Here is an 11,827-nt window from a genome sequence, read left to right as displayed (position 1 = left end):
AGATACGCTCTGTTATATGACGTTTAAACCCCCTCCCTTTCATAATTTAACTTAGATAAAAATACACCTGATCAACGGTAAGGATTATTTGAAGTGCTCTCATTTTTTGGTAATCTTCTGGTTTCGCCACTCCATGGCTAGAACTATGGCGCGATAGCTTTACATCTCCTTTCTTAAGATCGAAATTTGCAAAAAATACATTTTTGAGATATTCTAAAAACGGAACTGGTAAGAACAAAGAATAGTCAGATCCAGACTTGACTTTCCCCTTATTTATCAAATGGTCTATTAGATCTGAAAAACTGACTTGCGCTCTGCTGGTTTCGTTTAAGTAATGTATTCTCATTATTCCCTCTATTTCCGAAGAAAGGTTTTTGATACAGTTAATAAAGCCACTTTCATCATTTTGTAGATAAGCTTTGATTCCTGCTTTAATTAAAGGTTGTTTATCTTTGAAAATCTTATTTTTCCACCATTTCTTCGTAATTTTTTCTATTCTGTTTTGATCAAAGCTGTCAATTAATTTCTTCATCTTATTATCAAAATCAAATTTGTTTTGGTAAAACTCGCATATTTTTTTGTAGTCTTCTCCAATAATTTCTATAAACGGAAACCATCCATCGCTGATCATTTCATCAAACTGTGTTGTACATTCCAAAATTTTGTATACATATTGAAATTGTAGATAGCGGTAAAGTACACCTAATTCTAGCTGCATTTTAGAAATTTCTAAATCATGTTGGCGGTATAAATCAAAAAATAAGGCGAATTTCCAACCAACTTTAAAACAGTAAATTACTTTGTCTGTTTTTTCAATTTTTATGTCTGGAAACTTCAATCTTCTTATATCTGCAATATCATTTTGACTGATTGTTTCGCCTTTTTTCATCTCTCTTTTTGCTCTGATTTCTACAACAACCTGAAAGTCATTTATATATAAGTCAGCGCTCAAATTTTTGTGAATAATTACTAAAAATTGATATACTGCATTAATGAGAACTTTTGCTTTATCCAGAAATATATTTGATATCTGTTCAGTGTAATTATAGAACTCTGCATGATCAGAAATGAAGGATGCCTTTGAGAGAACTTTTACTTGTTCTCCATTTTTCACATTCTCGACAGCAAAACCAACTATATCTTGAACTTGAAATAGGTGTATATGTGTCATTTTTTACCTCGCTATATATTACTTTCAGTTTCTAACAAATTTAAGTTTGGGTTTCAAGTTTCAAATGTCATATAACGTTTGGCGGGTATGCGAAGTTTGGCGTAAGCTAAATTTGGGTGAGCGGAGCGAACCGCATACCCGCTTGTTAGGCGACATTTCGTATATACCAAAGCTATTTCTCATCACATTCCTTATAAATCCATTCTAAATTCATTTCCTTTTTAATAACACGTTTGCTCCACCATCTCGCTATCTTGCCAATAGGATAACTATGTGATTTTTCTCTTAAATCGTTCATTTCCTGCTGAAAAGCCTCAATATTCTCAAAGTTATTTGAATAGTATGTATTTCTTATTTTATCAAATAAATTTTTATACTTATCAGCAAGTCTCATGTAACCTTCTACTTTCTCATATTCCTTTTGATTAACAAGTAACCATATTGAAGAAATTAAAGCGATCACAGATAAGATTTTCGTGACTAAATTAGGTAGTTTATCGTCAAAACCCAGTATCATTATACTAAATGATAAAGTAATAAACAATAGGATTTTGTGTTCTAATCTGAGGCAATCCGCAGTTTTATACAATCCTTTAAAGGTATAAGCTGTATCTTCTCCTAATTCTTGAAGTATTTTTCGTTTATTGCAGTTGTGGATCGACATATCTTACAAATTCCTCTTCACTTTTTCTCAAATGCTCAATAGCTTTATCGGCTTCTGCTAAAATTTTATTTATATCATCCTCATCCAAATTACTTGAGAGATCCCCTGATAAATTAGTAGGATCAGGGCATTTTTTCAAATAATCGTTGTAGTTAATATTTTCATAGAAATAGATTAACTCTTCTACATAAGAAGTAGTTGCACTTTTCTTTTTTCCAAATACATAGTAAGCTATGGATTCCAAGTGATATGAACGAGGTGTTTTTATTTTTTTCTTTCTAAACCAATATTTCACTATTCTAATTGTGTCTTTCAATAGCATATTGTGTTTCTCATTTAAATCATTTAATATATCCTCATCTATCTTGGGATTGGATCTCTTCCACTTTGTGGATCCGCCACCTGCTGGTATAAGATAATAATTATCATTTGTAATTTTCCAAGCTGGTACTATATCGAAACCTATTTCATAACTCGTTAAATATACATTTACAACTTCGCCATTTCTTCTAACTTTACTCATTGTATACGTTTTAGAAATCTCTTTTTTTAAGAGATCAAGCACTCTAACAGAAGACACATTATCATCTTCATCTTTAAAATCTTCCCCGAAATCAAAAGTGTAGTTTGTAATCGTATGCCAGTGGTTATCTTTTTTCTCTGCTAATCCAATAACATAAAAAATATCAACATCATCCAAAGGAGAAATTTTTGTCCCTCTTTTATAAGAACCAGTTAGAAAAATATCTTTAGAATATGGTAAATATCCATTTTTAGCCTTGCTTTTTATTGTCTGTATTAGGTTGTTTTTTGCGCTACTTACATTTTGAATTTCCTGCTTAGTAAGTCTTATATGAGTTACTAATCTTTCAATTCTCATCTTCTATAGCTCCAATGTAATGTCGCCTAACTCGTTTATATCCGAAGTGTTCGGACATAATACTAAATTTGAAGGATATGCGAACATTTCGCATATACCTCCCTCTGGACGACCATTATTTTTTAATCTTTTCACAATGTTTTACCTCCTGTAACAGATCATCAAGTGGGCTTTTTATAGCTCCAAGATCTCTTGTGCTCACATGAGTATAAATTTCTGTGGTTTTTGAACTTTTATGTCCTAAAAGTTCTTGAATGCACCTTAAGTCAATCCCGCTTTCCAAAAGATGGGTAGCAAAGGAATGTCTCAATGAATAAACTGTAACTTCCTTTTTAATTCCTGCTTTCTGGCAGACATTTTGAAAGATTTTTTGAACTGTCCTTGTTGTTATATGCTTCTCTTTGTCCAGGCTTGGAAACAGCCATTTTTTTGGTTTTTCTCTTTTCCAATATTCTCGCAGAGTTTTATAGACTACCTCAGAAAGTAATGTAAATCTGTCTTTCCTACCCTTAGAAGCTCTTATGTGAATCAACTTTCTGTTTGCATCAATATCTTCTGGTTTGAGTTTTACAATCTCTCCCACTCGCAATCCACCAGAATACAACAACATCAGTACGGTTTTATGTTTTATATTGATGGTGACATCTAATATCTTTTTAACCTCTTCTTTACTCAAAATTACTGGTAATTTTTTATCCTTCTTTGGGCGCTTTACTTCATAGATAAATTTTTTCTTTAATATATTCCCATAATAAAACTTCAAGGCATTTATGATAATATTCAGGGTAGAAACCAAAATTTTCTTTCTCTCCACCATATAGTAAAGATATTTTTTAATATCCACATTGCTTACCTCTTCTGGATTTTTACCTGTAAAAAGTAGAAAAGCCCTGTTATACCTTATATAAGACTTAATTGTTCTTCTGGAATACTTTCTTATGGTAAGTTTCTTTTGTAAAGATGTAAGATAAAAATTTGGGTCAATAGAAATATTTTCTTCAAAAAGAGTCTGCAGTCTTGATATCAGATTTTCATCATATGGAACTTCCCAATATTTCTCATTAGGATTCCATCTTCTTCCAGAAATTGTTTTTATCTTCCTTATCAATTCCTGATTATATGGAACACGAATTATAACTTTGTTGTTTTCCTTAAATTCAATTTTCACAGCAGGACTTTTGTTCTTTTCCTTTATTTTATAAAACTTAGATCTTCTTATTTTTAAATGTTTTGCAGTTTTTTCAAGGGTCATTTTTTCTCCAATACCTTACAATAAAATTTATATTCCTTTTAAGTATTTAATAATATAACATCATACTATAGATTTTATAAAAATAAATCTAAAAGTCAAACTCCTTTTCAAAATTTTTATCATATTTTTAATTACAACTTGCTTTGCAAAACTATTATAATAACTTATAATTTATTTAAGAAATGGGCTACCAATTTAAAAAAATAATTAAAAAATTTATATCATTAAACTATATATTTTTTACCTTATATAGAAGGTATATATAACGGTTATATCAACAAAAATGTGTAAATTATTTATAATTATAGAATTATAATTAATTTCACTTTCAGATGAAAATATTGACATTAAGCATAAATTTCTTATAGCATTAAGGCATACCCATATTTTTCCTGACCTTATCCCCTTAACATTCTTTCTTCTTTTGATATTTATTACAGAGAATAATCCATTCTCCTATTCAATCTGGATTGTTAAAATCCGATTATTATGTTGATTCTGCTTTAGGCGCTTCATTCTCCTTAATGATCTTTTTTGACAAATTTAAATGTAAAAGCTTTCAGTCTATCTGCTTTCATGTTTATTTTTTTAGCCTGAAAGAATTTTCTTTATCCACTGCTATTGATTTTTATCACATCTTCTTAAAGTTTTATTAAATTCTTATTTTTTTATAAACCTCTTAAATATTTTGTCAATATTCTTTGTATAATAATGATAATCAAATAGCTTATCAATTTCTTCATCATTTAAATATTTTTTTACAAAATCTGAATTCTTAACTAAAACTTTAAAATCAATTTTTTTCTCCCAGGCTTCTAAAGTTAACTTTTGAATATTTTTATAAGCTTCCTCTCTTGTTACTCCTTTATCAATAATTGCCAGCATAACCTGTTGTGAAAATACAAGATTAAAAGATTTTTCAAAATTTTTTAACATTCTATCTTCAAATACAACTAAATTTTCAATAAGATAGATAACTTTGACTAACATATAATAGGTAATTTGAAATGCATCAGGTAAAAATACTCTTTCCACTGAAGAATGAGAAATATCCCTTTCATGCCATAATGCAATATTTTCCATACCTCCAATAGCATAACTTCTTAACATTCTTGCCATACCTGTTAATCTTTCACATAGAATAGGATTTTTTTTATGTGGCATTGCAGAAGATCCTCTCTGCCCTTTTTTAAAAGGTTCCATTGCTTCCAATACTTCAGTTTTTTGTAAATGTCTTACCTCTATAGCTAGTCTTTCAATCATCCCACCAATTAACGCTAAGGAATTTAGTAAATTTGCATGAATATCTCTTGGAATAATCTGAGTTGAAACTTTACACCTTTTTAATCCAAGTTCTTTTAAAGCTATTTCCTCAATTTCAGGATCAATATTAGCATAATTTCCAACAGCACCACTTAATTTACCTACTGATATTTCTTCTTTTACCCTTTTAATCCTTTCAATATTTCTTTCAAGTTCTGAAAGATATGATAATAATTTTAATCCAAATGTAGTAGGTTCAGCATGAACTCCATGAGTTCTTCCAATCGTTACTGTATTTTTATATTCAAAAGCTTTTTGTCTTAATACTTCATAAAATTCTTCCATTTTTATTATTATCATTTCTAGAGCTCTTTTTATAGCTAAAGACCAGGAAGTATCTACAATATCAGAAGAGGTTAAACCATAATGAAAAAACCTTGAATATTCTCCAAGGTTTTCTGTTACCTGCTTAATAAAAGCAATAACATCATGATCAACCTCTTTTTCAATTTCCAATATTTTTTTGACATCTATCTTAGTATTATTTTTAATAAAATCATATGTACCTGCAGGACAAATTGATTTTAATTCATACGCTTTAATAACTGCTAATTCAACTTCAAACCACCTTTCATATTGCGAAGACAATGTCCATATCTCTTTCATTGGTGATAAAGAATATCTTTCTATCATTTTTAAATCTCCTAAAAAATTATATATCTTTTTTTTCTTTTGATTCTGCAATATCATTTTCTATAATTTTTTTTAATTCTATCATTTTTTCATATACAATAATATGTACATTTTTTTTCTCTTCTCGAGTTAAGTTTTTAGTATCAATTGGTTTTCCAAAATATATATAAGCATCTTTATTTTTTGTTATTGTAAAGTCTCCTGGTTTCATAACATCTCTTGTACCTTTTAAATAAATTGGAACTATTTCTTTTTCAGCTAAAATTGCAGCAGCTAACCCTCCTCTTTTAAACTCTTTTAATTCACCATCTGGAGACATATTTGATTCAGGAAAAAGTATTAGATTATATCCTCTTTCAAGATTTTTTTTAATCCTTTTTAAAGCTTTTACCATATCATTTCTATCTTTTTTATTAACAAATACTCCACCATTATACCTCACCCATTCTTTTGTAACAAAAAAGGATGCAAACTCCATATTAGCAATATATTGATGATTAAATGGCATTGAGGCTGAAATTACTGCCATATCCATAGGAGAAAGATGATTTGAGGCAAAAAGGTAATTTTTTTTAGTAGACAGTGGTTCTAAGAATTTTACATGGAGTTTAATTTTTGCAATTTTACAAACCTTCTTCCCCCAATTGCTTTCCTGTTTGTAAGCAAATTTACTCCACCAGGAAAATTTTGAAAATAAAGGCATAAATGGAACTGACCAACCTAACCATAAAGTCCTTAAAACTATTCTAAATATAGTTAAAAATTGCCCCTCTAGAAGTGAATTTTTTAGAAATTTAGTTATTTTAAACTTTCCATTCTTAATTAATTGAGAATATTTAAGCCCACCAAGATATTTTTTCTTAGCCCTGTCAATATTTATTTTTGCTTTTTCTTCTAATTTTACAATATTGTTTTTTGCTTTTTGTTCTATTTTTATAATGTTTTCTTTAGTTTTTGTTTCAAACTTTTTGATATTTTCTTTTGTTTTCTCTTTAAATACCTTTAACTCACTTTCTTTAGACTTTAAATTTTTCTTTTTATTAATCATTTCAACACCTTAAAATTAATCTTTAATACTTTAATATATATATTACTAATATTTTGTCATAAAAATTTAACAAATTCATACAAATTCTAATCCAATTAAAAGAATTTTAAATTCACATTTAGTTACTACATAAACTTTTTATAAATATTTTTAACTTTTTAATTACCAAGCTACATTTTATTCATTAATTATTAAGGTATTAATATACAATAATTAATAATTTTCAAGAAATAAAAAAGTGGAAAATTTATCCCAAATACTAAAAAAATTTGTACAGGGAGAAAAAATGCAAACAGAATAAATATTAAGATATAGTAAAAAGTTAGATAATTAATCAATATAATAAATAAGGGACATATCATAATCAAGTATTTATATGATTTACAAAAATATATTAACAAAGAAATTTGAAATACATTTAGATAAATTACCATAAATAAAATGAGTATAAACAAAAGTATCATACAAAAGGAACATAAATATTTACAGGGTTTATAGATAATAAAAGATCAAAGGTTATCATTCGAAGGATTAAATAATGTAATAAAAACATTACTAAAGAGAGGATATGGTTATAAAGATAATGATTATCTTAAATTAAAAATATTACATATTGTAGGTGATATAGAATAAAGACCAATATATAATAATAGAGAACTATATATTTTTTATTTTGTGAATAATTTTAACTAAAAGAATAAAATTTAATACTGTCAATTTTTGTTAACAGCAATTAAAATCTTATAATTTATCTTGATAAAAAAAAAAAAAATAAATTATTTATGTCTTTTGGGAAGTAGGCATAAAAAAATATATAAGGAGGATAAGTATATGAAAAAGTATGTAATAATTGTATTGACAATTTTATTATTTGCAAGTTTTCTTTATTCATGTGAATTAGGTATTAATAAAATAGGCATGAATGAATCTGGAAATTATAATGCAAAAGATGCAACAAATGCACTTTCAAAACTTGCACCAGCTTTTTCGCAAGTGATAAAAGATAATCCAGAATTTATTCCTCTAATAAAAGAGCAGGCTTTTAAAAAATTTGATGATGATAATGATGTCTTATTTGATACAATAAAAAATTTAAGTACAACAAAGAGTGGAAAAACATTAAAAGGTTTATTACTGGCATGATAATCCTTCCACATATTTTGTAGGAAGTGCATATATAAAATTGGGATACTGATGGGGTTGTCTCAAAACTTGGGGACAACCTCTTTTTTTTTACAAATTATTTGCTATAATTGAATTATGAAAAAGAGAAGAACAAAAGTACATAATAAGGTAGTATTTAAAAGATATATACAGGATGAACCACTATTATTTCCAGAAAGATTAGAAGAATATATACCAGAAAATGATATAGTAAGAATAGTAAATGATTTAATAGAAAATATGGATTTAAATTTTCTTTACAGAAGCTATAAAGGAGGAGGTAGAAGTAGTTATCATCCGAAGATGCTTTTAAAGGTAATAGTTTATGCTTATACCCAGAAAATATATTCATCAAGGAAGATAGCCAAAGCATTAAGAGAGAATATATATTTCATGTGGTTAAGTGGGAAGAATTATCCAGATTTCAGGACAATAAACAAATTCAGGAAAGAGAAGTTAGGAAGACATTTGGAAGAAATATTCAGTATATTATTATCCTATTTATATGAAACAGGTTATGTAGATTTAAACAATTATTTTTTAGATGGGACAAAAATAGAAGCTAATGCGAATAAATATAGTTTTGTATGGTCAAAGAGCATAAAAAATTACAAAAAGAAGCTTAAAGAAAATGTAAAGAAATTATTAAAAGAGATAGATTATTTAAATGAAGAAGAAGATAGATATTATGAAGAAAAAGAGTCTGAAGAATCTAAAGGTAAAAAGGAAGTATTAGATTCAGAGAAACTAAAAAAGATAGCAAAAGAATTAGAAGAAGTATTGAAAGAAGGAGGAGAAGATAAAAAAGATAAAAAGAGCAAACAATTAAAAAAAAGTATTAAGAAGTTAAAACAGGATTATATACCAAGATTAGAAAGATATGAAGAGCAGGAAAAGAAATTTAAAGGACGTAATAGTTATTCTAAGACAGATGAAGAAGCTACATTTATGAGGATGAAAGAAGATGCAATGTTAAATGGTCAATTAAAAGCAGGCTATAATGTACAGATAGGCACACAAAACCAATTTATATTATGGTATAGTATCCATCAAGACAGATCAGATACAAACACATTAATTCCTCATTTAGAAAGTTTAATATTAAAGACAGGGAGAAAACCAACAAATTTAATAACTGATGCAGGATATGGTTCTACTTATAATTATTTATATTTAAAAAGGAGAGGAATAAATAATTATGTTAAATATTCAGGATATTTTAAAGAAAGTAAAAGAAGTTTTAAAAAGGATAAATTAAACAGACAGAATTGGAAATATGATGAGTCAAAAGATTGTTTTATATGTGCAAATGGGAAAGAATTAAAATATGTTTATACTGCAAGATCTACAAAAAGGAAGAAATTAGAATTATACAAAGTATATTCAACAAATGGATGTAAAGGCTGTATTTATCAGGATAGGTGTAGTAAAGGAAAACCTTACAAGAATATATGGGTAAATCCAGTATTTTTAAAATTAAAATCAGAAGTTAAATCGAATTTATCAACATTAATGGGACAGGAGTTATCATTTAGAAGGAAGATAGAAGTTGAGACCGTATTTGGAGATATTAAACACAATATGGGATTCAGGAGATTTATGTTAAGAGGAATAAATAATGTAAAAATAGAATGGGGATTAATAAGTATAGCACATAATATTAGAAAATTGTTTAAATTTAATAAAGGAAAAGTTTTACCTTATTTTTTATATTTATTAAATAATTCTTTTAAAAATTCTTTTATTTTTTCCTTTAATTTATAAATTTTTATATTTTTATTTTTTTTAAAAAAAAGGACTGCCTTAAGATCTAAGACAGCCCCATTTTTAAGGATATTATGATGAGGCTAAAAAATTTTATTTTTATCATTTTTCTATTGTTTTTTGCAAAAAATGCTTTTTCACAGGATTCACAAATAAGTGTTGATACTATGTTTGCCAATTTTATAGAAATAGGATATGGATATTATTTTAATCCATTTTTTTCTTTAAAATTGAATTTTGCTGAAGATTTGGTACAATCTAATTCATGTCTATTGAAATTAGGTGTTACAAAATTTTCAAATGAATATTCAGGATTTTTTTGTGGAATTGATTTTGGTATTATGAAATGGACAGAAAAATCAGCTGAATTTGGTTGGTATCTTTTAAATGTTTATACAGGTTATAGAATAAAATTGTTTAAAAGATTTTTTATAGGTTCTGGAATAAAGTATTCAATGACAACTCAATCTCTTGTTAAAAAAAATGATATTAGTCAAATTATACCAGGAGAGGCGATATTTTTTATGCTTGAAATTGGGTATCTATTTTAATTATTTTTGTTCCTTATTATGCAAATATCTTAATTGCATTTTTATTTACTTTTTTTCTTACTTTCCAATTAAGAAAAAAGAGGTTGTCTTAAAAATAAGGAGACAACCTCATTATTTATAATTTATTTGATATATTATTATAAGAGAAAAAAAGCAAAATAGTTTACCTTAAGTTTTCAGAAAATCTCTTTTTAATTTAAAATTATCATTATAATTTAAAATTATCATTTTAAGAATACAATTTAATAAACATATCTCTAATTTTTTTTGACTCATAAAGTAAATTAAGGGTAAATTTTGCATGTCCTTTTGTATAGCCATTGCCAATAAGCATATTTACATCTTTTCCAACTCCCTCTGCACCTAATGCTGCTTTTGTAAATGAAGTAGCCATTGAGAAAAAATAGACTACACCATCATCTTTTGTTGGCAAGATAGATCCCATCTCAGTATTTTCAATATTTACACAATTTATAGTTACATCGCATAATTTTCCATTTGTTACCTTTTCCACACCTTCAAGCATTTTAATTGGATTTGTTGCATCTATTTGTAAAACTTCGTCACAAAATCCAAGCTCTTTAGCTCTTTGAGTTGATCTATCTGAATGAGTTATACCTATAACTTTACCATTAATTCCAGCTCTTTTTTTTGCTTCATAACTACATAACATCCCTGATTTACCACCTGCACCAATAATTAACACATTATCACCAGGTTTAACCAATTTAGCAACCTGAGGAGCAGCTCCTGCCACATCTAAAGCAGCCAATGAAACTGATTCAGGAAGGTCATCAGGAAGTTTAGCATATATTCCAGATTCAAATAAAATTGCTTTACCAATAATATTAACCTGATCTTTGTCTTTTTTAACTTCAACAATTTTTTCAATTTTTAAAGGTGTTAAGGATAAAGATACTAAAGATGCAATTTTATCACCTTCTTTAAGATCAATCTTTCCCTTTAAAGCTTCCCCGATTTTTTTTACTATTCCTATAAACATTCCACCTGAACCAGTTACTGGATTATGCTGTTTACCTCTTTTATTAACAGTATCTAAAATTATTTTTTTTATTTCTTCAACATCACCATTAGCTTGATTCTCAATTTGAGTAAATGAAGCTGAATCAATATTTAAAGTTATAACATCACATAAAATTTCATTATCATAAATTTCATCTACATTATTATCAATTTTCCAGGCTGTTTGAGGTAAAACGCCTTCTGGCTCAATAACTCTGTGTGTTCCATATTTGTTTCCTTTTTTCATATACACTCCTTTTAAATTTATTATTCATAATTTTTAAAATACTAACAATTTATAATTTTTATAAATTTTAGACTTTTTTGCAAATTATTTTTTTTACTATATTTAAT

10 protein-coding genes are annotated in these 11,827 nt (G+C 27.1%); 3 read left to right on the top strand and 7 right to left on the bottom strand.

Annotation, left to right across the window (positions count from 1 at the left end):
* Positions 1–46 precede the first annotated feature (46 nt).
* From ACZ5EC_RS12510 to ACZ5EC_RS12485, 6 genes are all read right to left on the bottom strand, one after another.
* A complete protein-coding gene (locus tag ACZ5EC_RS12510) occupies positions 47–1,171 on the bottom strand; it encodes a hypothetical protein (protein WP_464302816.1) in 1,125 nt (374 codons plus the stop codon).
* 172 nt (positions 1,172–1,343) lie between these two features.
* On the bottom strand, positions 1,344–1,835 hold the full coding sequence (locus tag ACZ5EC_RS12505) for a hypothetical protein (RefSeq protein ID WP_464302815.1): 492 nt from the start codon (positions 1,833–1,835) through the stop codon (positions 1,344–1,346).
* Positions 1,813–2,715, bottom strand: a complete 903-nt coding sequence (locus ACZ5EC_RS12500) for an SMODS domain-containing nucleotidyltransferase (protein WP_464302814.1) — start codon at positions 2,713–2,715, stop codon at positions 1,813–1,815. The genes ACZ5EC_RS12505 and ACZ5EC_RS12500 overlap by 23 nt, the downstream gene beginning before the upstream one ends.
* 115 nt (positions 2,716–2,830) lie before the next feature.
* The gene (gene xerA / locus ACZ5EC_RS12495) at positions 2,831–3,967 is read right to left on the bottom strand and encodes a site-specific tyrosine recombinase/integron integrase (RefSeq protein ID WP_464302813.1); all 1,137 of its coding nucleotides are present in this window, start codon (positions 3,965–3,967) and stop codon (positions 2,831–2,833) included.
* A 660-nt stretch (positions 3,968–4,627) separates the two neighbouring features.
* Positions 4,628–5,923: an adenylosuccinate lyase gene (purB, locus tag ACZ5EC_RS12490; RefSeq protein WP_464302812.1), complete on the bottom strand. Its 1,296-nt coding sequence runs from the start codon at positions 5,921–5,923 to the stop codon at positions 4,628–4,630.
* A gap of 19 nt (positions 5,924–5,942) precedes the next feature.
* Entirely contained in the window at positions 5,943–6,971 is a 1,029-nt protein-coding gene (locus tag ACZ5EC_RS12485) for a lysophospholipid acyltransferase family protein (protein WP_464302811.1), read from the bottom strand.
* A gap of 831 nt (positions 6,972–7,802) precedes the next feature.
* Between ACZ5EC_RS12485 and ACZ5EC_RS12480 the strand changes: the two genes are divergently transcribed.
* From ACZ5EC_RS12480 to ACZ5EC_RS12470, 3 genes are all read left to right on the top strand, one after another.
* A complete protein-coding gene (locus ACZ5EC_RS12480; protein WP_464302810.1) occupies positions 7,803–8,114 on the top strand; it encodes a hypothetical protein in 312 nt (103 codons plus the stop codon).
* Positions 8,115–8,231: 117 nt separating this feature from the next.
* On the top strand, positions 8,232–9,899 hold the full coding sequence (locus ACZ5EC_RS12475) for an IS1182 family transposase (RefSeq protein ID WP_464302809.1): 1,668 nt from the start codon (positions 8,232–8,234) through the stop codon (positions 9,897–9,899).
* A 77-nt stretch (positions 9,900–9,976) separates the two neighbouring features.
* A complete protein-coding gene (locus ACZ5EC_RS12470) occupies positions 9,977–10,450 on the top strand; it encodes a hypothetical protein (RefSeq protein ID WP_464302808.1) in 474 nt (157 codons plus the stop codon).
* A 229-nt stretch (positions 10,451–10,679) separates the two neighbouring features.
* Here the strand turns inward: ACZ5EC_RS12470 and kdd are convergent, their stop codons facing one another.
* Positions 10,680–11,720: an L-erythro-3,5-diaminohexanoate dehydrogenase gene (kdd, locus tag ACZ5EC_RS12465; RefSeq protein ID WP_464302807.1), complete on the bottom strand. Its 1,041-nt coding sequence runs from the start codon at positions 11,718–11,720 to the stop codon at positions 10,680–10,682.
* Positions 11,721–11,827: the final 107 nt, after the last annotated feature.

This window comes from Exilispira thermophila (assembly GCF_055389015.1).
This window is presented reverse-complemented; position numbering and strand designations above follow the sequence as displayed.

Coding starts and splice junctions, on each gene's coding strand:
- ACZ5EC_RS12510 (WP_464302816.1), bottom strand. CDS start 1,171: ATGACACATATACACCTATTTCAAGTTCAAGATATAGTTGGTTTTGCT.
- ACZ5EC_RS12505 (WP_464302815.1), bottom strand. CDS start 1,835: ATGTCGATCCACAACTGCAATAAACGAAAAATACTTCAAGAATTAGGA.
- ACZ5EC_RS12500 (WP_464302814.1), bottom strand. CDS start 2,715: ATGAGAATTGAAAGATTAGTAACTCATATAAGACTTACTAAGCAGGAA.
- xerA (WP_464302813.1), bottom strand. CDS start 3,967: ATGACCCTTGAAAAAACTGCAAAACATTTAAAAATAAGAAGATCTAAG.
- purB (WP_464302812.1), bottom strand. CDS start 5,923: ATGATAGAAAGATATTCTTTATCACCAATGAAAGAGATATGGACATTG.
- ACZ5EC_RS12485 (WP_464302811.1), bottom strand. CDS start 6,971: ATGATTAATAAAAAGAAAAATTTAAAGTCTAAAGAAAGTGAGTTAAAG.
- ACZ5EC_RS12480 (WP_464302810.1), top strand. CDS start 7,803: ATGAAAAAGTATGTAATAATTGTATTGACAATTTTATTATTTGCAAGT.
- ACZ5EC_RS12475 (WP_464302809.1), top strand. CDS start 8,232: ATGAAAAAGAGAAGAACAAAAGTACATAATAAGGTAGTATTTAAAAGA.
- ACZ5EC_RS12470 (WP_464302808.1), top strand. CDS start 9,977: ATGAGGCTAAAAAATTTTATTTTTATCATTTTTCTATTGTTTTTTGCA.
- kdd (WP_464302807.1), bottom strand. CDS start 11,720: ATGAAAAAAGGAAACAAATATGGAACACACAGAGTTATTGAGCCAGAA.